At 67.8% G+C, this 21065-nt stretch carries 20 protein-coding genes and 1 riboswitch; of the genes, 8 read left to right on the top strand and 12 right to left on the bottom strand.

Annotated elements, in window-relative coordinates; genetic code table 11:
- The 12 genes from BLM15_RS19600 to BLM15_RS19545 form a co-directional block, all read right to left on the bottom strand.
- Window positions 1-771 (bottom strand): thiazole synthase, encoded by a 771-nt coding sequence (locus BLM15_RS19600; RefSeq protein ID WP_126114328.1) that lies wholly within the window; start codon window positions 769-771, stop codon window positions 1-3.
- Between the two features lie 4 nt (window positions 772-775).
- On the bottom strand, window positions 776-973 hold the full coding sequence (gene thiS / locus BLM15_RS19595) for a sulfur carrier protein ThiS (protein WP_126114327.1): 198 nt from the start codon (window positions 971-973) through the stop codon (window positions 776-778).
- A complete protein-coding gene (gene thiO, locus BLM15_RS19590) occupies window positions 942-1943 on the bottom strand; it encodes a glycine oxidase ThiO (RefSeq protein ID WP_126114326.1) in 1002 nt (333 codons plus the stop codon). The genes thiS and thiO overlap by 32 nt, the downstream gene beginning before the upstream one ends.
- 5 nt (window positions 1944-1948) lie before the next feature.
- Window positions 1949-3826, bottom strand: a complete 1878-nt coding sequence (gene thiC / locus BLM15_RS19585; protein WP_126114325.1) for a phosphomethylpyrimidine synthase ThiC — start codon at window positions 3824-3826, stop codon at window positions 1949-1951.
- 77 nt (window positions 3827-3903) lie between these two features.
- A riboswitch (TPP riboswitch) is annotated at window positions 3904-4007 on the bottom strand.
- A gap of 103 nt (window positions 4008-4110) precedes the next feature.
- A complete protein-coding gene (locus BLM15_RS19580; protein ID WP_126114324.1) occupies window positions 4111-4311 on the bottom strand; it encodes a hypothetical protein in 201 nt (66 codons plus the stop codon).
- Window positions 4312-4393: 82 nt separating this feature from the next.
- Window positions 4394-4675 (bottom strand): hypothetical protein, encoded by a 282-nt coding sequence (locus BLM15_RS19575; protein WP_126114323.1) that lies wholly within the window; start codon window positions 4673-4675, stop codon window positions 4394-4396.
- Window positions 4676-4798: 123 nt separating this feature from the next.
- Window positions 4799-5995 carry an OmpA family protein gene (locus BLM15_RS31915; protein ID WP_236846354.1) on the bottom strand — a complete coding sequence of 399 codons (1197 nt, stop codon included), beginning with the start codon at window positions 5993-5995 and terminating at the stop codon, window positions 4799-4801.
- Window positions 5996-7150: 1155 nt separating this feature from the next.
- The gene (locus tag BLM15_RS19565; protein ID WP_126114322.1) at window positions 7151-8044 is read right to left on the bottom strand and encodes a polysaccharide deacetylase family protein; all 894 of its coding nucleotides are present in this window, start codon (window positions 8042-8044) and stop codon (window positions 7151-7153) included.
- A 20-nt stretch (window positions 8045-8064) separates the two neighbouring features.
- Window positions 8065-9786, bottom strand: a complete 1722-nt coding sequence (locus tag BLM15_RS19560) for a dipeptide ABC transporter ATP-binding protein (protein ID WP_126114321.1) — start codon at window positions 9784-9786, stop codon at window positions 8065-8067.
- Window positions 9783-10664, bottom strand: a complete 882-nt coding sequence (locus BLM15_RS19555; RefSeq protein WP_442859383.1) for an ABC transporter permease — start codon at window positions 10662-10664, stop codon at window positions 9783-9785. The genes BLM15_RS19560 and BLM15_RS19555 overlap by 4 nt, the downstream gene beginning before the upstream one ends.
- Entirely contained in the window at window positions 10661-11632 is a 972-nt protein-coding gene (locus tag BLM15_RS19550; protein ID WP_126114320.1) for an ABC transporter permease, read from the bottom strand. Before BLM15_RS19550 ends, BLM15_RS19555 begins: the two co-directional genes overlap by 4 nt.
- A 22-nt stretch (window positions 11633-11654) precedes the next feature.
- On the bottom strand, window positions 11655-12356 hold the full coding sequence (locus tag BLM15_RS19545; RefSeq protein ID WP_126114319.1) for a creatininase family protein: 702 nt from the start codon (window positions 12354-12356) through the stop codon (window positions 11655-11657).
- A gap of 95 nt (window positions 12357-12451) precedes the next feature.
- Here BLM15_RS19545 and BLM15_RS19540 point away from each other — a divergent pair, with 95 nt between their 5' ends.
- From BLM15_RS19540 to BLM15_RS19505, 8 genes are all read left to right on the top strand, one after another.
- Window positions 12452-13003 carry a MarR family winged helix-turn-helix transcriptional regulator gene (locus BLM15_RS19540; RefSeq protein ID WP_126114318.1) on the top strand — a complete coding sequence of 184 codons (552 nt, stop codon included), beginning with the start codon at window positions 12452-12454 and terminating at the stop codon, window positions 13001-13003.
- Complete coding sequence (locus tag BLM15_RS19535; protein ID WP_126114317.1) at window positions 13000-14604, top strand: ABC transporter substrate-binding protein; 1605 nt, start codon at window positions 13000-13002, stop codon at window positions 14602-14604. Before BLM15_RS19540 ends, BLM15_RS19535 begins: the two co-directional genes overlap by 4 nt.
- A gap of 171 nt (window positions 14605-14775) precedes the next feature.
- On the top strand, window positions 14776-15726 hold the full coding sequence (locus BLM15_RS19530) for an isoaspartyl peptidase/L-asparaginase family protein (protein ID WP_126116259.1): 951 nt from the start codon (window positions 14776-14778) through the stop codon (window positions 15724-15726).
- Window positions 15723-16763, top strand: coding sequence for a ketopantoate reductase family protein (locus tag BLM15_RS19525; RefSeq protein WP_126114316.1), 1041 nt, complete (start codon window positions 15723-15725; stop codon window positions 16761-16763). Before BLM15_RS19530 ends, BLM15_RS19525 begins: the two co-directional genes overlap by 4 nt.
- Complete coding sequence (locus tag BLM15_RS19520; protein WP_126114315.1) at window positions 16736-17491, top strand: SDR family NAD(P)-dependent oxidoreductase; 756 nt, start codon at window positions 16736-16738, stop codon at window positions 17489-17491. Before BLM15_RS19525 ends, BLM15_RS19520 begins: the two co-directional genes overlap by 28 nt.
- 133 nt (window positions 17492-17624) lie before the next feature.
- Window positions 17625-18749, top strand: a complete 1125-nt coding sequence (locus tag BLM15_RS19515) for a TIGR03364 family FAD-dependent oxidoreductase (RefSeq protein WP_126114314.1) — start codon at window positions 17625-17627, stop codon at window positions 18747-18749.
- Window positions 18746-19585, top strand: coding sequence for a phosphonoacetaldehyde hydrolase (gene phnX, locus BLM15_RS19510; protein ID WP_126114313.1), 840 nt, complete (start codon window positions 18746-18748; stop codon window positions 19583-19585). Before BLM15_RS19515 ends, phnX begins: the two co-directional genes overlap by 4 nt.
- Before the next feature lie 214 nt (window positions 19586-19799).
- The gene (locus tag BLM15_RS19505) at window positions 19800-21008 is read left to right on the top strand and encodes an ABC transporter substrate-binding protein (protein WP_126114312.1); all 1209 of its coding nucleotides are present in this window, start codon (window positions 19800-19802) and stop codon (window positions 21006-21008) included.
- Window positions 21009-21065: the final 57 nt, after the last annotated feature.

The following is a 21065-nucleotide window of genomic DNA, read 5'->3' as shown; positions in this document are numbered from 1 at the left end:
TCAGCCGAGCAGGGCCCGGCCGAGCACCGGGGTCGACGGTGCGGCCATGTCGCGCGGCTCCATCGGCCCGGCTTCGAAGGCGAGGCGCCCGGCTTCGACCGCCCGGGCGAAAGCGGCCGCCATCGCAGCGGGATCGCCGGCTTTCGCCACCGCGGTGTTCAGGAGGACGGCGTCATAGCCGAGCTCCATCGCCGCGGCCGCATGTGAGGGCAGGCCGATGCCAGCATCGACGACGAGCGGGATATCGGGGAAATGCGCCCGCAGAGCCCGCAGGCCGTAAGGGTTGTTCAGGCCCTTGCCTGTGCCGATCGGCGCGCCCCAGGGCATTAGCACCCGGCAGCCGGCCTCGACCAGCCGCTCGGCGACGACAAGGTCCTCGGTCATATAGGGAAAGACCTCGAAGCCCTCGGCGCAGAGGATGCGCGCCGCCTCGGTGAGGCCGAACACATCGGGCTGAAGCGTATCGGCCTCGCCGATTACCTCCAGCTTGATCCAGGGTGTGCCGAAGACCTCGCGCGCCATCTGCGCCGTCGTCACCGCTTCCTTGACCGAATGGCAGCCGGCCGTATTCGGCAGCACTTTGACGCCAAGGCCCCGGATCAGCGCCCAGAAATCCTGGCCGCCGCCGAGCCGGCCGGCCTCGCGGCGCAGCGAGACCGTGACGACATCGACGCCGGCCACTTCGACCGCCCGCTGCAGCACGGCCGGTGAGGGATATTGCGCCGTGCCGAGGAAGAGGCGCGAGCGCGGGGCGAAGCCATAGAAATCCATCGCCTTAGCCTCCCTGCATCGGCGCGAGGATCTCGAGCCGATCGCCCTCGGTGAGGATCGTCTGCGCCCGCGCGGCGGCGGAGACGAAAGCCTCGTTCACGGCCGTGGCGACGACCGCGCCGGCATAGCCCAATTCGGCCAGCGTCTCGGCCAGGACCGGGGCGGCGACCTCACGCGTGTCGCCGTTGACGATGATCTGCATGGGACAGCTCCTGGGGTGCGAGGAGACGATCGGCGACCTGCCGAGCCAAGGCCGGCGAGAGCAGGAAGCCGTGGCGGAAAAGGCCGTTGAAACGCAGAACCCGGCCATCCTCGACGATGCGGGGCAGATTATCGGGAAAGGCCGGGCGGACATCGGCGCGCAGCTCGACGATCTCTGCCTCGCCGAAGGCCGGGTGCAGCGCATAGGCGGCGCTCAAGAGCTCGATCGCCGAGCGAGCGCTGACACGGCTGCGATCATCGCTCTCGATCATCGTCGCGCCGATCATGAAATGCCCGTTGGAGCGCGGCACGACATAGAGCGGAATGCGCGGATGCAGCAGCCGCACCGGGCGGCTGAGGCTGATCTCGTCGGTACGCAGCACCAGCATCTCGCCACGCACGCCGCGCAACTCGCCGATCTGGTCGCGGGCGGCAAGGCCTCGGCAATCGACGATGCGATCGGCATCGAGCGCCGTCTCGTTAGCCTCGACGCCATAATGGATCGGCACGCCGGCCGCCCGAAGCGCCTCAGCCAACGCCGCAATGGCCAGGCGCGGATCGAGGTGAGCCTCCTGCTCGAAGAACAGGCCTTGCCGGAAGCGGCCGGCGAGGTCGGGCGCCAGCGCGGCGACGCCGTCGGCATCGAGCCGCTCGAAGCCGCTCGTGCGCGCTGAAAAACGCGTCAGCTCGCCGGCATCGCGGACCGGGGCGAGCACGAGCGTGCCGTGGACGCGCGTGCCGGGATAATGGCGCGGCCACCAGTCGAGCGCCTGCCGGCCCAGGATCACGACAGCCTCCTCGGCGCTCTCGCGCTCGCACCAGGGCGCGAGCATGCCGCCCGCGGCCCAGGAGCAGGCCTGCTGGCCGAGCGCTGCACTACGTTCGAACACTTCGACCGCGATGCCCCGCTCGGCCAGCTCGAGCGCCGTCACGAGGCCGGCGACGCCGGCCCCGATCACAGCGACGCGCATGGCCTCTACTCCGCCGCCGGCAGATAGAGATTGCCCCCCTTTTTGAGGAACTCCTCTGACTTCGCCGCCATCCCCTGCGAGGCCATCGCTTCCAGCGCGGCGCGCTCGTTGTCGCCCATCGCCAGCACTTCGGCGCGCAGGTCCTGGGTGATCTTCATCGAGCAGAATTTGGGGCCGCACATCGAGCAGAAATGCGCGACCTTGTGGGCGTCCTTCGGCAGCGTCTCGTCATGGAAGGCGCGCGCCGTGTCCGGGTCGAGCGCCAGGTTGAACTGGTCCTCCCAGCGGAAGTCGAAGCGGGCACGCGAAACCGCGTCGTCTCGAATCTTCGCGGCCGGATGGCCCTTGGCGAGATCGGCGGCATGGGCGGCGATCCGGTAGGTGATGACGCCGGTCTTGACGTCGTCGCGATCAGGCAGGCCGAGATGCTCCTTTGGCGTGACGTAGCAGAGCATGGCGCAGCCGAACCAACCGATCATCGCCGCACCGATGCCGGAGGTGATGTGGTCGTATCCCGGCGCGATGTCGGTGGTCAGCGGTCCGAGCGTGTAGAACGGTGCTTCGCCGCATTCGCGCAGCTGCTTGTCCATGTTCTCCTTGATCTTGTGCATCGGCACATGGCCGGGGCCCTCGATCATCACTTGGCAGCCCTTGTCCCAGGCGACCTTGGTGAGCTCGCCCAAGGTCTCCAGCTCGGCGAACTGGGCGCGGTCATTGGCGTCCGCGATCGAGCCGGGCCGCAGGCCGTCCCCGAGCGAGAACGAGACGTCGTATTTGCGCATGATCTCGCAGATCTCGTCGAAGCGCTCGTAGAGGAAGCTCTCCTTGTGATGCGCCAGGCACCAGCGCGCCATGATCGAGCCGCCGCGCGAGACGATGCCGGTGACCCGAGATGCAGTGAGTGGAACGTAAGGCAGTCTCACGCCGGCATGGATGGTGAAGTAGTCGACACCCTGCTCGGCCTGCTCGATCAACGTGTCCTTGAAGACCTCCCAGTCGAGCTTGATCGGATCGCCGCCGACCTTCTCCAGCGCCTGGTAGATCGGCACTGTGCCGATCGGCACCGGCGAGTTGCGCAGGATCCAGGAGCGGATGTTGTGGATGTTGCGGCCGGTGGAGAGGTCCATCACCGTGTCGGCACCCCAACGGATCGCCCAGACCAGCTTCTCGACCTCCTCGGCGGCGCCGGAGGTCACGGCCGAATTGCCGATATTGGCGTTGATCTTGACCAGGAAATTGCGGCCGATCGCCATCGGCTCAAGCTCGGGATGGTTGATGTTGGCCGGGATGATGGCGCGGCCACGGGCGATCTCGTCGCGGACGAATTCCGGCGTGACGAATTCCGGCACCGAGGCGCCGAAGCTCTCTCCATCGGCATGGCGTTCCTTGGCGCCCTCCAGCATGGCGGCGCGGCCGAGATTCTCGCGATGCGCGACATAGATCATCTCGGGGGTGATGATGCCGGCTCGGGCGAACTCGTATTGCGTCGCCATCTGGCCGGATTTCGCCTCGAGGATCGGGCGCTGCGCCGGGCAGGCCGGCACGAGTTGAGCTTCGCTGATATGGCCGTTATCGGCGGCGGTGACAGCGCGGCCGGGCACGGTCTGGAAACCGCGGGCATCGAGCCAGGCGCGGCGCGGCTGCGGCAGGCCGGCATTGAGATCAATCGAGACGTCGGTCTCGGTGAAAGGGCCGGAGGGGTCGTAGATCCGCACCGGCGGCTCGGAATCCGTGGTGAGCAGCACTTCGCGGAAGGGCACCCGCATCTCGGGATGTCCGGGTGGCGCGACATAGATCTTGCGCGAACCGATGATCGGGCCGGTTGTCACCGACTGCGGCGCGGCCTTGACGCTGTTCTTCTGGGGTTTGGTGTGGGCATTCATCTTAGGATCTCCTCCCTCTCAGGTTCAGGAGATCCGGGGCGTCTGACGGTCCAGTCGCTGTCTGCGGATGCACTTGTGGCGCAGCCGCGTTCCAGTCCCTCCGCCGGTATGACCCGGATCAGGTTCGATGGGTTCGGCCATCAGGCCATCTCAGCTCTTGCGAGCACCCCTCGGAACGAGGCGGAGGTTAGAACTGTCCCGATCTCTGCGCAACTGGCAAAGGACCACGGCTTTGCGCCGCGCGGCCATGCGCGGTGAGCATTACACGTGGAGACGTCGGAAAATCAGGCAGTGATGTCGAGATTGCCGCCCTGGCCGGCGGGGAGCGTCGCCTGTTGCTGCTCGGCAGCCTGCTGGAGCATGGCGACCAGAGCTTGATCCGAATCGGCGTTCTGCTTGACCATTTCGAGCTGCAGCGCCTGCTGCGTCGCAGCCGACTTCATGCTGACCAGGCTTTGCGCGATCGCGACCGACATTTCGCTCATGGCAGGCTCCTCGCCACGACCATAGGTGGCGAGCCTTACCCGAATCTGAATCCGGAATGGCGACCTTTAAGGCCAGCTCCGATCAAGGCGCGATGATCGACGGCACCGGCTTCGGCATCGGAATCTCGCGGTTCGGCTCCGGCGGCCCCGAACGGTCTCGCGCCAGCCGCTCACGCTCGCGCCTTGCCTCGACGCGATCGGAGCGTAGCTCGAGCTTCTGCACCTCGCTCGCATTCGGCGCGATCGGCACACCGGGGGCGCGCTGACGCTGGAGTTGCGGCGGGGAGGACTGCGCGGCGGCGGCGTCCGCCACGATCAGCCCGGCGGCGATCAGTCCGAGGAGGACCCATGGGTTCTTGCGCATGGCATTGCTCCAGTCGGGCAGGCGCAAGACCAGCCTGCCCCAAGAAGGAACGCCAGGCAGGCCGGGATTGTTCCATGGCCCGACGAGAAAGGCGGGGCGGCTCGCACGCCGCCGCTCTTCATCTCACTGCTGGTTCTGGCCAGTCAGCAACGGCGTGATCCGGCGCAGGGTCACGCGGCGGTTCTCACGCGAATCGCCTTGCGTCTGGACCTTCGGGTACTGCTCGCCATAGCCCTGCGTCGTCAGGTTCTCGGCGGGAACACCGAAGTCGCGGGTCAGGATCTCGGCGACCGACTGCGCCCGCCGATCCGACAGCGAGAGATTGTCGACATCCGATCCGACCGCGTCGGTATGGCCCTCGACCATGAAGACCTCGTTCGGCGCGTGCTCGACTGCCTGGCGCACTGCTTGCGCGATCACCCGCAGGCGCCCGGCTTGATCCTGCGTGATGGTCCAGGAACCGGAGTCGAAATTGATCGTGTCGACGTCGACGCTGCGCATATGAGCGCGCAGATCGGGCGAGTAGCGGACCTCGTCGAGCGTGTAGCGGCGCGGCACCGGCGCGACCGGCGGGGCGGTGATCGTCTCGTAGATCAGCCGCTCGTCGGCGCGCTCGGCATCGACGATGTAGCGTTCGCGCGGGATGCGCAGCTCTGGCGGCGGCAGCACCACCACCTCCTCGGCGAAGCGGGCTTGCGGCCCGTCACGGCGAACGTTGTCGATCATCACGAACTCGGCGCCGTCGCGTTCGCGCCGCGACCGACGCAGCAGCCGGCCTTCGGTGTCGGTCACCGTGACGATCTGCGTGCCATCGGGGCGATTATAGATCGTCACATTCTCCTCGCCGCGGCGCTCGCTGCGGGTGTCGAGGCCGAGATCGCGGAAGCGCTGGGTCTCGTCGTAGCGGATGACGGCGCGGTCGTCGTCGCCGCGGATGATGGTGCGGCCGGGCTCGCGGATGATGGTGACATCGCCCTCGCGGCGCTCCTCGCGCCGGCCGCGGACATCATCGAGCCGCGTCGCGCCTTGCGTCGCCATGATGCCGCCGATCGCGGCGGCGCCGAGTCCGATCGCAGCCGCGCCGCCAAGGCCGATGCCGCCGCGGCGGCCCTGCCGGTCAGGCGCGGGTTGGCCGGCCGGCGCCTGACCTTGGGGAGGCTGCACCTGTCCGGGAGCAACGCCCGGCCGCAAGGGCGCGCCGGGCTGGCCGACGCCGGGCGCCGCTTGCGACGGCACCGTTCCCGGCTGGGCAGGAACGCTCGGCGCACTTGCGGCATTCGGGGCGACAGGCGGCTGGCCGGGAACGGCCTGTCCAGGCACGGCCTGAGCCGGAGCGGCCTGGCCGGGCTGGCGGCCGGGTCCGGCCGGTGGTTGGGACGGAGCCGTCTGCGTGGGTGCAGCAGTGCCAGGCTGCGAAGGTACAGTGCCGGGCTGCGCCGGGGCTACCGGGGTGCGGCCGACCGGCGGTACGGCTGAAGGCTGTCCCGGCTGAGGCTGGCCGGCCCTCGGCGCAGCCCCTGGGGCGGGAACCATCTGTCCCGGCGCGGGCTGGCCCGGAGCCGCTTGGCCGGGCTGGCGGGCCGGCCCCGGCGATGGTTGCGGCGGGGTGGGTTGTGACGGAGCCGCTCCGGGCTGCGGCGGAACTCCCGGCGGCCGGCCGGCGCCGGGCGCGGGCTGGCCGGGCTGCGGCTGAGTGCTACCACTGGGAGCGAGCTGGCCCGGCGCGGGGCGCGCAGGCGCGGCCGGCGACGACGGAGTAGCTGCGGGCGGCATGGTCGGGGCCGTCTGCGGCGACGCAGGGCGGCGCTGAGTGCCGTCACCCGCCGGCGCTCCCGGCGCGGGAGGCTGGGCCGATGGCGCGGCCGGCCGGGCGGGCGCCGGCTGCGGGGCGATCTGGCCCGGAGCGGGACGCGGCGGTGTGGTCGGCGCGACCGAGGGAACGCGCGGGGCGCCCTGCGGAGCGGGCGGCGCGACTTGACCCGGCGCGGGGACCGGAGGCGGCGCGGGACGGCGCGGCTGCTCGGGCTCGGCCCGGCCGGCCGGAGGCGCCGCTTGCGGCGCGGATGGCGGACGCGGGGCGCTCGGGGCCACCCCGGACGGACGTTCCGGCACAGCGGGGCGGGCCGCCGGCGGCTGACCCGGTGCAGGGCGAGCGCCGGGGCGTTCCTGTCCGCCGGGGGCGGGACGCTCCTGCCCGCCAGGGCGCTGGCGGCGCGGATCAGGCCGCTCGTCATCGCCCGACTGAGCCTGGGCAAGCTGGAGCGATGGAGCGGCGAAACTGCCCTGCGACAGTGTGATGGCGGGGATGAGGGTGCCGAGCAGGAGCAGGTTTTTCGTGCGCATCATGACATCCGTTTCCAGTTGTTCTTCCGGAGATGAACGCCCCCGCGCCCTGAATTCCGAATGAACCGAAAACGGCCGAAATCGGGCACGGTTCCGCTGACCCAGCGGCAACCGGCCGATATTTTGTGTCTGTCAGAGCCCCGCCTGCGCCTTCACATAGGCCGCGATCTCGGCATGCGTCGCGAACCAGACGTCGCCCTTCGCCTTGGCGTGGCGCACCAGTTCCTCGAGAATCCAGAAGCGCGAGCGATAAGTGATGATGTGCGGATGCATGGTGAGCAGGAAGAGCCCGCCTTCGGCGTAGGCGCCGTCGAATTCGCGCTTGAAGATGTCGAACACCGCCTCGGGCGCCGTATAGGGCCGCAGCGCCTGGAAGCGGTTCATGTTGAAATAGACCGCATCGTCGCGAATCCACTCGACCGGCAATTCGACCATGCCGGTCGGCTCGCCCTTCTCGATTAGCTCGTAGGGATCGTCATCGGCGAAGAGCGAGGAATCGTAGATCAGGCCAAGCTCCCGCTCGATGGCGAGCGTCACCTCGGAAAAATCCCAGGACGGCGTACGCATGCCGACGGGCCGGACACCCGTGACCTTTTCCAGCGTGTCGGCCGAGCGCAGATGCAGTTCGCGCTCCTGCTCGGGCGGCACGGCGGTGTTGACCTCGTGGATCCAGCCATGCAGGCCGATCTCGTGGCCTTCCGCGACGACGCGGCGCTGCTCGTCGGGATAGAGCAGCGCGGTCACGGCCGGCACGAAGAAGCTCGCTTTGATCTCCTCGCGCGCCAGCATGGAGAGGATGCGCGGCATGCCGACACGGTTGCCGTACTGGCCCCAGGAGAGCCGACCAACCGACTTGCCGCCGTCGCGCAATTCGTTGGTCTCGTGGTCGACATCGAAGGAGAGCGCCACGGCGCAACGCGCCCCGCCGGGCCAGGCCTTGGGCTTGAGATTGCGACCGGCACGGACCTGCTCGACCTTGCCGCGCCAGGTCTCCTCCGGCCATTGCCACGGCTTCAATTCGGTCATGGCGTTCCTCCTGTCCTCGCTCACGCCGCCGCTTCGGGCAGCATCGGCACGGCCGCGAGCAGCCGCTTGGTGTAGTTATGCTGTGGGTTGTCGTAGACCTCGGCCGCCGACCCCTCCTCGACGATGCGGCCGCGGTACATCACCGCGACCCGGTCGCAGAGATGCCGGACCACCGAGAGGTCGTGCGAGATGAAGATCAGGGTCAGGCCGAGCTCGGCCCGCAAGCGCATCAGCAGGTTGATGATCTGCGCCTGGATCGAGACGTCGAGCGAGGCGACCGGCTCGTCGCAGACGACGAGGTCGGGCTGCATGGCGAGCGCGCGGGCGATGGCGACGCGCTGGCGCTGCCCGCCGGAGAATTGATGCGGATAGCGATCGGCGAAAGCCGGATCGAGCCCGACAGCCGCAAGCCAGTCGCGGACATAGTCGCGAGCGCCGGCCTTGCCGACCAATCCATGGGCGAGCGGGCCCTCGGCGATGCCGTCGCCGATGCGCATGCGCGGATCGAGCGAGGCGAACGGGTCCTGGAAGATGGTCTGGATGCGGGTGGTGAGCTTGCGCGGCTCCTGCCCCTCGCTCATCACTGGCCAGCCTTCGAAGCGGACCGTGCCCGATGACGGCGCATAGATGCCGGCGGCCATGCGCCCGAGCGTGGACTTGCCCGAGCCGGATTCGCCGACCAGCCCGAGTGCCTCGCCGCGCGGCACGGTCAAGGTGACCTCGTCGACGGCCATCACGGCGGGAAGCGGCTGCACCAGGCCAAGTTTCACGCCGAGCCCGCGCAGCGCGCCGGGCCGGGTCTCGAAACGCTTGCTGACGCGATCAGCGACGAAATAGGGCGCGCCGAGCACCGGCGCTGCAGCGGCTGCTGCCGGCTTGCGGGCGGGCGGGGAAGCATCGGGCACGCCGCCTCCGCGCAGCAGGAATTCGCCGGGTTTGGCGCGCGAGGGCAGCGCATCGAGCAGGGCGCGGGTATAGGCGTGCTGCGGGCGCGTCAGTACGTCGAGCGTCGGGCCCGCCTCGACGATCTTGCCGAGCCGCATCACCGCGACGTGCTGGGCGATCGAGGCGACCGTGGCGAGGTCATGGCTGATCCAGATCAGCGCCGTCCCGAGCTCGGCGACGAGTTCCTTCATCTCGACGAGTATCTCTGCCTGGATCGAGACGTCGAGCGCGGTCGTCGGCTCGTCGCAGATGATGAGCTTTGGGTGGTGTAGGAGCGCGATCGCTATGGCGACGCGTTGGCGCATGCCGCCCGAGAGCTGGTGTGGGTAATAGTCGACCGTGTCCTCGGGCCGCGGGATGCGGACTTGCGCGAGGCCGGCAATGGCGCGCCGGCGCGCCTCGGCACTCGAAACCGTCTCATGCGCCTCCAGCGCCAGCCTGATCTGCTCGCCGATGGTCAGAACCGGGTTCAGCGTCATCAGCGGATCCTGGAAGACCATCGAGACGACACGGCCGCGCAGCTTGCGCAACTCGTCCGGCGGGAGGCCGACCAGCTCGCGACCGTCCAGCTTGACCGAGCCGCTGGCGACGCGGCCAGGTGGGTCGATCAGGCCGATGATCGAGAAGCCGGTGACGCTCTTGCCAGAGCCGGATTCGCCGACGAGCCCCATCACCTCGCCGCGACGCAGCGAGAAAGAGACGCCGTCTACCGCTTTCACGACGCCGGCGCGGGTGAAGAACTGCGTGGTGAGGTCGGTGATCTCGAGCAGCGGCGCTGCGGCCACGCCAGCCTTCATCGCTTCAGCCTCGGATTGACCTGGTCGCGGATCTGGTCGCCGACCAGGTTGATCGCGACGATCAGCAGGATCAAAGCGAGGCCCGGATAGATCGAGATCCAGTAGCGGCCCGACAGCATGTACTGGAAGCCGTTGGCGATCAGCGATCCCAGCGAGGGCTCGGTCACCGGCAGGCCGACGCCGAGGAAGGAGAGCGTCGCCTCGAGCGCGATGGCGCTGGCAACCTGCACGGTCGCGACCACGATCAGGGGTGGCAGGCAGTTCGGCAGGATATGGCGCCAGATCACCTGCCGCGCCGGCAGCGGCGTCGAGAGCGCTGCCTCGACATAGTCCTTGCCGCGCTCGGCCGAGGCCGCGCCATGGGCGGTGCGGGCGAAATAGGCGTATTGCGCCGCGACCAGCGCGGCGATCAGCTGCGCCTTGCCCTGGCCGAGCAGGGCCGAGATCACCAAAGCGAGCAGGATCGCCGGGAAGGCGAGCTGCAGGTCGATGACGCGCATGATGAAGGCCTCACGCCGCCCGCCGACATAGGCGGCGGAAATGCCGAGCGTGACACCGATGGCGAAGGCGATAGCGCCGGCGACCAGCCCCATCTGCAGGGAGATGCGCAGGCCGTAGAGAATGGCGGAGAGGAGGTCACGCCCCTGCGCGTCGGTACCGAGCCAATGGGTGTAGCCGCTGGAGCCGACATAGCCCGGCGGGCGGCGGGCATCGGACAGGACGAGATTGGCGAGGTCGTAAGGATTCTGCGGCGCGATCAGCGGGGCGAGCAGGGCAACGCCGATCATCAGGACGACGACGACAAGCGCCGCGACCGCAACCCGGCTCTCGCGGAACTCGCTCCAGAAGCGGGCGATCGGCGTTTCCGTCCGCATCATGCCCGTCCCTTCCGCAAGCGCGGGTCGAGCGCGAAATAGGTCAGGTCGACCAGGAAGTTGATCATGATGAAGACGAAGGCGACCAGCATCAGATAGGCGACCATCACTGGCCGGTCGAGCGACTGGATCGAGTCGATGATCAGCTTGCCGATGCCAGGCCAGGAGAAGATCGTCTCGGTCACCACCGCGAAGGCGAGCGTCGAGGCGAATTCGAGCCCGAAGACGGTAACGAGCGGGATCGAGATCAGGCGCAGCACATGCCGGCGCAGGATGACGCCTTCCGAGATCCCTGCGGCGCGGGCGAATTTCACCGTGTCGGTCAGCATGATCTCGCGCGTGCCGGCCCGCGCCAGGCGCGTCATCAGAGCGAGCTTGAAGAAGGCGAGGTTCAGCGCCGGCAGAAAGAGGTGCGAGAGCCCGTTGAGCGTCAGGAAGCTCCATTCGACGCCGAAAAGCGAAGCGGTCTCGCCGCGCCCGCCCGCCGGAAGCCATTGCAGCTCGACGGCGAAGGTCATGATCAGGACGAGGCCGATCCAGAAGGTCGGCACCGAGAAGCCGAGGATCGAGAGCGCCATGATTGCCTTGGAGAGGACGCTCTCCGGCCGGTAGCCGGCATAGATGCCAGCGGGAATGCCGATCAGCGCCGCGCTCAGCACGGCCGCGAGGGTCAGTTCCAGCGTCGCCGGCAGGCGCGACAGGATGAGCTGGAGCACCGGCATCCCGAAGACGAAGGAGCGGCCGAAATCGCCGTGCAGGACGCGGCCGAGGAAGGTGAAATACTGCTCCCAGAGCGGTCTATCGAGCCCGTAGCGGGCAATGGTTTCGAGCCTGATGTCCTGGCTGACATCGGGGCCGATCAGCACGTCGATCGGGTTGCCGATCGCATAAACGCCGATGAAGACCAGCGCCGACATGACCAGCATGACGACGAGGGCTTGCAGGATGCGTTCGGCGATGTGGGTCAGCATCCATGCCGTCCCATTGAGAAATTCACGGCCAGGTCTCGACCATGGCGGCGCGCGTCTCCTCGACCCCGACCGCCCAGAGCGCCAGCATCTCCTCGTCCGGACGCTGATAGCGGCCGTGGAAATTGCCGTCGCCGAGGATCTCGCGTTTCCGCTGCGGATTGGCAGCGTGATAAAGCGCAGCGTTGAAGGGCGGTTTTGCCGCATCCGGCAGGGTCACGCCCTCGAGGCGAGTCCAGGGGAAGTTCTCCATCCAGGAGGCATGCGAGGCGGCCGGATCGACCGCCTTCACCGCCGCCTGGAAGCGCGGGCCGGCCCACCAATTGTGCATCTTGACGCTGGCGTCGGGACGCTTGCCCATCCACTCGATCACCGCCGTCATCACCGGTGAATTGCCACCATGGCCGTTGACCAGGACGATGCGGCGGAAACCGGAGCGGTAGACGCCTTCGAGCAGATCCTCGATCAAGGCGATATAAGTGGTCATCCTGAGCGAGATCGTGCCAGGATAGGCGGTGAAGCCCGGCGTCATGCCATAGGCCTGCACCGGGAAGACCGGAATGCCGAGCGGCTCGGCCGCCTCGGCGGCGACGCGCTCGGACAGAATCGCGTCGGTGGCGAGGCTCAGATAGGCATGCTGCTCGACGCAGCCGAGCGGCAGCACGCAGCGATCGTCGCGCTTCGCCTGCTCTTCGATCTGCATCCAGTTCATCCGGGCGACGAGCACGGTGCTGATCCTTGCGTTTCGGCGAGACCGCGTCATCCTTGACAGCGGTATAAGAGACCGTCAAGTTCCATATGGAACTAAATGGGATGTCCGAGATGGCACGCGCCCCGACTTCCTTGTCCAAACTCGATCGCGACCGGGAGGCGGCGCTGCGCGAGCTCGATCCGCTGACTGTCACCAAGCTCTGGGACAACCCCTGTTGGCTGTCCTTCCGGCTCAATTTCATCGCCTTCCGCTTCAACGACCCGGTCTATCGCTGGATCGAGACGCGCTACGGCCTAGTGCGGCCGGAATTCGTTGCGCTTTACGCCGTCGGGCTCAGGGGCGGCGTCGCGGCCAAGAACATCGTCTCCTCCTCCGGCCTGCCGAAGAACACGCTCTCGCGCGCAATCCAGAAGCTGCTGCAGCGGCGGCTGCTCAAGCGCGAGACCGATCCGGACGATCTGCGCAGCTATGTGCTGGCGCTGACCCCGGCCGGACGCGCCATCTTCGACGAGACCATGCCGATGATGGTGGACCAGCAGACCGCGATGCTCTCCGCACTCACCGAGGCCGAGCAGAAGCAGCTCTGCGAGCTGATGGACAAGATGGTGATCGCCTCCCCGACCTGGCCTGCCGATCTCGAACCCGAAGGGACCTCAATATGACCAAGCCCTTGTCGCACCGGTCCCCGCTCTGGCGGACCGCCGCACTCGCCGCCCTGATCGGACTGCCGCTCTCCGGCGCCGCCCTGGCGCAGACCCTGACGATCGGCGTCCGCGCCGGACCTGAATCGATCGACCCGCATTTCACCGCGACCGGCACCCATGCCGAGGCGCTGAAGCATGTCTTCGACACCCTGACCTGGTCGGGCGACAAGCTGCAGATCGAGCCGCGCCTCGCCACGAGCTGGAAGGCGATCGAGCCGAGCGTCTGGGAGTTCAAGCTGCGCCCCGGCGTCAAGTTCCATGACGGCTCCGACTTCACCGCCGAGGACGTCAAGTTCTCGATCGAGCGCATCCCTGTCGTCGCCGGCCCCAACCCAACGACGATCTATGTCCGGCGCGTCAAGGAGGTGAAGATCGTCGATCCGCTCACCGTCCACATCGTCACCGACGGACCGGCGCCGAACCTGCCCAATGATTTCATCCGCCTGTTCATCGTCTCGCACAAGGCGGCGGCCGGGCTGACCAAGGACAATGCCAACGACGCCTTCAACACCGGCAAGGCGGCGATCGGCACCGGCCCCTACAAGTTCGTGTCGTGGACGCCAAAGGACCAGCTCGTGCTCGAGCGCTTCGACGGCTACTGGGGCGAGAAGGAGCCGTGGCAGCGCGTACTGCGCAAGGAATTGCCGAACGACGCCGCCCGTGTCGCCCAGCTCAAGGCCGGCCAGGTCGACATCATCGTGCGTGCCCCGGCCTCGGACGTGCCGACGCTGAAGCGCGACACCAAGCTCTCGGTCACCACCATCGACACGGTCTATGTCTTCAACATGGAGCTCGACATGCGGGACAAGTCCCCGCAGGTCAGCGCCAAGGACGGCTCGCCGCTGCCGAAGAATCCGCTGCAGGACGTCAAGGTGCGCGAGGCGATCGACCTCGCCATCGACCGGCCGGCGCTGGTGGAGATCGCGATGGAAGGGCTCGGCTCGGCCGTCAGCCAGCTGGTGACACCCGATATCGCCGGCTACAACAAGAGCCTGCCGCCGCTGAAGCCCGATCTCGCCAAGGCGAAGAAGCTGATGGAAGAGGCCGGCTATCCCAATGGCTTCAAGGTCTCCTTCTCCTTTACCAACGATCGCCTGCCGGGCGACCGCCAGGTCGGCACCTCGATCGCGCAGATGCTGGCGCGCATCGGGATCGACGTGAATGCCAACGCCCAGCCGGGCGCTGTCTTCTTCCCGGCGCGCCTGCGCGGCGAGTTCTCGCTGTCGATGTCGGGCTGGGGCACGCTGACCGGCGAGGCGAACTACACGCTTTCCTCGGTGGTGCATTCGAACGATCCGGCCAAGAAGCTCGGCGCCTTCAACGTGCTCGGCTACAAGAACGCCGATCTCGACAAGTTGATCGAGGACGCCGCGATCGAGATGGACGAGGCCAAGCGCAACGACCTCCTGGCGCAGGCCAATGCCATTGTCGCCAAGGACCGGCCGCGGCTGCCGATCCTCGCCGTCGGCTCGGCCTGGGCGATGCAGAAGGCCAAGGTGACGATCCGTCCGCGCGTCGACGAGGACACGCTGGCGATGGACATCAAGCCGGCGAAGTGAGGCCTGTTCTTCCTTCTCCCCTCGGGGGAGAAGGTGGCAGCGCGAAGCGCTGACGGATGAGGGAAGAACGGGTGCAGCCTGTCTTCCGCTCACCCAGTCGTGCGGCCCTCATCCGTCTGCTTCGCAGACACCTTCTCCCCCGAGGGGAGAAGGATTCATGTCGAGGATTTCATCATGACCATCGCCCTCGCCATCCACGGCGGCTGCGGCACCTTGCCCAAGGCCGAGATGTCCGACGCCGAATGGGCCGAGGCCAAGGCCCATCTTGCCAAGTCGCTGCGGGCCGGCTGGGCGATCCTGACCAAGGGCGGCGGCGCGGTCGACGCGGTCGAGGCCGCCGTGCTGGTGATGGAGGATTCGGTCCATTTCAACGCCGGCCATGGCGCTGCCTTCAATGCCGATGGCGAGCATGAGCTCGATGCCTCGATCATGGACGGCTCGACGCTGGCCGCCGGCGCGCTCTGCGCGGTCAAGCGCATCCGCAATCCGGTCAGCGCCGCCAAGGCGCTGATGCACCGCGGCGACCCGCTGCTGCTGACCGGTCCGGCCGGCGACGCCTTCGCCCAGGCCGAGGGGCTCGACATCGTCGAGAACGAGTATTTCTCGACCGAAAGGCGACGCAAGAACCTCGCCTCGATGAAGATCCGCGAGCTCGTCGGTACGGCCGACGAGGCGAGCGAGGCCGAGAAGCACGGTACCGTCGGTGCCGTCGCGCTCGACGCCAACGGCCATCTCGCCGCCGCGACCTCGACCGGCGGCTACACCAACAAGCCGCCAGGGCGCGTCGGCGATTCCCCGATCATCGGCGCCGGCACCTATGCCCGCGACGGGCGCTGCGCCGTATCGGGCACCGGCAAGGGCGAGTTCTTCATCCGCTATTGCATCGGCCACGAGATCGCGTCGCTGATCGGCTATGCCGGCCTCTCCCTGAAGGAGGCGGCCGATCGCGCCATCGCCGAGTTGACGACGCATAGGATCGGGGCGGGCCTCGTCGCCGTTGGCGTCGATGGTGCGATCGTCGCGCCTTATAATTCCGAGGGCATGTATCGTGGCTGGGTGACGCCGGACGGGCTCGTTCATGTCGCGACCCATGCCGATATCGAGGTGATGGGGCAGGCATGAGCAGCGAACCCATCCTGATCTGGGGCGCCGGCGCGATCGGCGGCACGCTCGGCGCCTATTGGGCAAGGGCTGGCGTGCCGGTACTGATGGTCGACATCGTGCCCGAGCATGTCGAGGCCTGCCGGACATCGGGGCTCTCGATCACCGGCCCGGTCGAGGAGTTCCGCCAGGTCGTTCCGGCGGTGACGCCGGACGAACTGACCGGCAGCTATTCGCGCATCGTGCTGGCGGTGAAGGCCGGCGCGACGGAAGCCGCACTCGCTGCCCTGAAGCCGCATCTCACCGCCGATGGCTTCGTGCTCTCAGCCCAGAACGGGCTCAACGAGATCGTCATCGCCAAGGCTGTCGGCGAGCAGCGGACCATGGGCTGCTTCGTCAATTTCGGCGCCGACTGGCACGGGCCGGGCGAGATCCTCTACGGCAATCGCGGTGCCGTGGTCGTCGGCGAGCTCGATGGTGTCGAGACCCCGCGCGTGCGCGAGATGCACCGGCTGCTCGCATTGTTCGAGCCGGATGCCATCCTGACCGACAACATCTACGGCTATCTCTGGGGCAAGCTCGCGTACGGCGCGATGCTGTTCGGGACAGCCCTGACCAATGACTCGATGTCGGCAAATTTCGCCGATCCGGAGCGCTTGCCGGTCTGGCTCGCGCTCGGGCGCGAGGTCGGTGCGGTCGCGGCGGCACGCGGGGTGAAATCACTCGGCTTCGGCAGTTTTGATCCGTTGGTCTTCGCGCCGGGCGCACCCGAAGGACCACAGGTCGACACCATCGCTTGGCTCGCCGACTACACCTCCAAGACGGCCAAGACTCATTCCGGCATCTGGCGTGATCTTGCCGTGCGCAAGCGCAAGACGGAAGGCCAGCCGCAGATCGGCATCATCTCGACGCTCGGCCGCGAGGTCGGTGTCGCCACGCCGGCATTGGAGCTGCTGGTCGCCCTGATCCGCGACATCGAGGACGGACGCCGCCCGATGTCATCAGACACGCTGAAGGTATTGATCGAGCAATGCAGATCCGCTTCGACAACCGCGTAGCCCTCGTCACCGGCGCCGCGCAGGGGATCGGCCGCGCCATCGCCGCAGCACTGGCCGAGACCGGCGCCCGCGTCCATCTCGCCGATCTCGATGCAGACGGCGTCGCCAACAGCGCAAAGGCGCTCGGCGCGAGCGCCCATGTCGTCGATCTCGGCAGCCCGGAGGCGACGCGGGAGCTGGTCGACGCGATCCTCGCCGCCGAGGGCCGGCTCGATCTCCTGGTCAATGCCGCCGGCGGTGTGCGCGGACAGGTCGGCCGGCCGATCGAGGAGATCTCCGAGAGCGACTGGCGCGCCGTCTTCGCCGCCAATGTCGATGCCGCCTTCTTCCTGTCGCAGGCGGCCGCCCCGGCGATGAAGCAGGCCGGCTACGGGCGCATCGTCAATATCTCCTCGGGCGCCGGCCTGCGGCCGAGCCTGACCGGCATCCAGGCCTATGCCAGCGCCAAACACGCTTTGGTCGGCTTGACCAGGCAGCTCGCCTGGGAGTTCGGCCCGCATGGCATCACCGTGAATTCGGTCGCGCCCGGCTTCGTTCGCTCCAATCCGGCGACCGAGCGGCAATGGGAATCCTATGGGCCGGACGGCCAGAAGCGGCTGATCGAGGGCATCCATACCCGAAAGCTCGGTACGCCCGAGGACATCGCCCATGCCAGCCTGTTCTTCCTCTCCGAGCAGGCAGGCTGGATCACAGGCCAGATCCTTTCGGTCGACGGTGGTCGCTCCTGAGCACACCTTGCTGCACGCCTGACGTGCAGTGAGCCGGCTGCGAACCGCGCTTCGTCACAGTTCTGCATTGAGCGCACCTTAAGTCGCCCCGATGGGCAAGGGCGCGAATCGCAATGCGCCGGGAGGAATAACGTTGGAGCGCAGTTTCGATCTCGCCATCGTCGGCGCCGGCATTGTCGGCCTTGCCCATGCGCTCGCGGCGGCGCGGCGCGGGCTGAAGGTCGTGGTGATCGACCGCGACGCGCAGGCGAACGGCGCCTCGATCCGCAATTTCGGCTTCATCACCGTGACCGGCCAGCAGGCCGGCGAGACCTGGCGGCGGGCGAAGCGCTCGCGCGATGTCTGGGCCGAGATCGCGCCCAAGGCTGGCATCGCTATCGCCCATCCCGGACTGTGCACGACTTCGCGCCGGCCAGAAGCGACGGCAGTGCTCGAAGCCTTCCTGAAGACCGAGATGGGCGAGGGTTGCGAACTCGTTACCGGCTCTGCGCTCGGCGAGCGCTTCCCCTTCCTCGCCGGCCAGGAGGTGGCGCTGTGGAGTCCGCATGATCTGCGCGTCGAATCGCGCGAGGCGATCCCGCTGCTCGCCGCCCATCTCGAACGCGACTGGGGTGTCACGATCCTGCGCCGGACCACAGTTCACGGCGTCGCGCTGCCGGTGATCGAGACCTCGGCCGGCACCTTTCGGGCCGATGCCGCGATCATCTGCCCTGGCGACGATTTCACCGGCCTCTATGCCGACGAGCTCAAGGCCGCCTATCCCGAGCTGACACGCTGCAAGCTGCAGATGCTGCGGGTCCGGACCGCGGCCACCGGCCCCGATTTGCCTTGCGCCGTGATGTCGGACCTCTCGCTGGTGCGCTATCTCGGTTATGCCGAATTGCCGGAGGCCACAGCGTTGCGCGCCCGGCTTGAGCGCGAGCAGCCCGAGCAGCTCGCCAACGGCATCCACCTGATCACCGTCGCCTCGGCCGACGGCACGCGCGTCGTTGGCGATTCCCATCACTATGCCGCGACGCCGGACCCGTTCGGCGACACCGACGTCGACGAACTGATCCTCGACGAGTACGAGGCGGTGTTCGGCGCGCGCCCGCCGGTCGAGGCGCGCTGGCTCGGCACCTATGCCAGCCTGCCCGACCGGCCGATGCTGCGCGAAACGGTCTCCGATCGCGTCAGCCTCGTCATCGTCACCTCGGGGACGGGAGCGTCCACCTCCTTCGCCATCGGCGAGGAGACCATTGCGGAGATGTTCGGATGAGCGCGCAGTCCTTGCTTCCCTTCCACGCCGTCAAGGCTGTGGTGCTCGACTGGGCCGGCACCGTCGTCGACTTCGGCTCGCGCGCCCCGATGGGCGCCTTCGTCGAGGTCTTCGCCCGCTTCGGCGTCACGATCACGATTCCCCAGGCGCGCGGCCCGATGGGCCTGCCGAAGCGCGCCCATATCGCAGCGCTGATGGCCGTGCCGGCGATCGCGCAGGCCTGGCGTACCGCCCATGGCGAGGCACCGGGTGAGGCCGCGATCGATGCGGTCTACGAACAATTCGTGCCGCTGAACGCCGCGGTCGTCACCGACTATGCCGACCTCATTCCCGGCGCGGCCGACAACATCGCCAATTTGCGCCGACGCGGGCTGAAGATCGGCTCGACCACCGGCTATACCCGCGAGATCATGGAGCGGCTGCTGCCGGTCGCGGCGGCGCAGGGTTATGAGCCCGACAACCTCGTCTGCGCCGGCGATCTCGCCGAGGGCCGCCCGAGCCCGCTGATGATGTATCGCTGCTTCGCCGATCTCGGCGTCTATCCGCCCTCCAGCGTGATCAAGGTCGACGACACCGAGCCCGGCATCGCCGAAGGCGCCGCTGCCGGCACCTGGACGGTCGGCCTGGCCGTCTCCGGCAATTGCGTCGGTCTCTCTTTGGCCGAGTGGAACGAATTGCCCCTGCTTGAGCAGCAGAAGCTGCGCGGCGAGGCGGCGGCGCGCCTGCGTGCAGCCGGCGCCGACTATGTCATCGACAGCATCGCCGAGCTCGTCGGCGTGGTCGAGGCGATCGAGGCGACGCTGGCGGCCCGGCAGGGCGTAAAGCAGTCCGCCTGACGGATTCTTCCGTCTTCGCGCTGCCGCCGGATGCGACAGGCCGCGCCTAATTTTGAATGATTGACAAACAAAAATCCGCGGCTGACAATTCATACGCATACAAACGAATTTCCACCTCGGCTTGGCGCCCCGCGTCCGGCCAGCCTACGGTAGGGAATCGCGCAGCGAGGGGCTGTGAATGCGTAAGTCGAGCGATCAACGGGAGAGCCATCGAATGGACCGTCGCCAATTCGTCAGCGGAGCTGCGCTCGGCGCCGTCACGCTGGCCACGCCGTCGCTGTTGCGCGCCCAAAGCGCGCCAATCAAGATCGGCGAGATCAACAGCTACACCTCGCAGCCGGCCTTCCTGAAGCCCTATCGCCAGGGCTGGGAGCTGGCGCTGGAGCAGGTCAACGCCGCCGGCGGCGTGCTCGGCCGCAAGGTCGAGACGCTGTTCCGCGACGATGCCGGCAAGCCCGAGGATTCGGTGCGCCTCGCCGGCGAACTCATCAACGCCGAGAAGGTCGACCTGCTCTCGGGCGGCTTCCTCTCCAATGTCGGCCTCGCCATCGCCGACTATGCCCTGCAGAACAAGCGGCTCTACGTCGCCTCCGAGCCGCTTTCGGACGCGATCGTCTGGGCCAAGGGCAACCGCTACACCTTCCGCCTGCGGCCCTCGACCTACATGCAGGCGGCGATGCTGGTGGAGGAAGCGGCCAAGCTCCCGGCTAAGAAATGGGCGACCGTGGCGCCGAACTACGAATACGGCCAGTCGGCGGTGAAGTGGTTCAAGGAGCTGCTGAAGAAGGCCAAGCCCGACGTCGAGTTCGTCGCCGAGCAGTTCCCGGCGCTCGGCCGCATCGATGCCGGCGCGACCGTGCAGGCGCTCGAGGCGGCCAAGCCCGATGCGATCTTCAACGTCACCTTCGCCGCCGACCTCTCGAACTTCGTCCGCCAGGGTAACACCCGCGGACTCTTCGAAGGGCGCACCGTGGTCTCGATGTTGACCGGCGAGCCGGAGTATCTCGACCCGCTCGGCGCCGAGACGCCGGTCGGCTGGATCGTCACCGGCTATCCGCATGCCGAGATCCAGACGCCCGAGCACGTCAAGTTCCGCGATGCCTACAAGGCGAAGTACAACGACTATCCGCGCCTTGGCTCCGTGGTCGGCTATGACACCATGAACGCCATCGCGGCGGGCCTCGCCAAGGCGGGCACGACCGACACCGAGAAGCTGGTCGATGCGCTGAAGGGGCTGAAATTCTCGTCGGCCTTCGGCCCGGTCGAGTTCCGCGCCTCCGACCACCAGGCGACGCTCGGCGCCTATGTCGGCAAGACCGCGGTCAAGGACGGCAAGGGCGTGATGGTCGACTGGCGCTATGCCGACGGCGCCAAATACCTGCCGTCCGATGCAGAGGTGAAGACGCTTCGCCCGGCGGGCTGAAGCGCCAGGCTTCGACCTGATCTAGACTATGGCTGACACGGCCGCGGCTGAACGCTG

It is taken from the genome of Bosea sp. Tri-49, assembly GCF_003952665.1.
GTDB lineage: Bacteria > Pseudomonadota > Alphaproteobacteria > Rhizobiales > Beijerinckiaceae > Allobosea.
The sequence above is the reverse complement of the archived record's forward strand: the minus strand, read 5'-3'. Positions and strand labels throughout refer to the sequence as shown.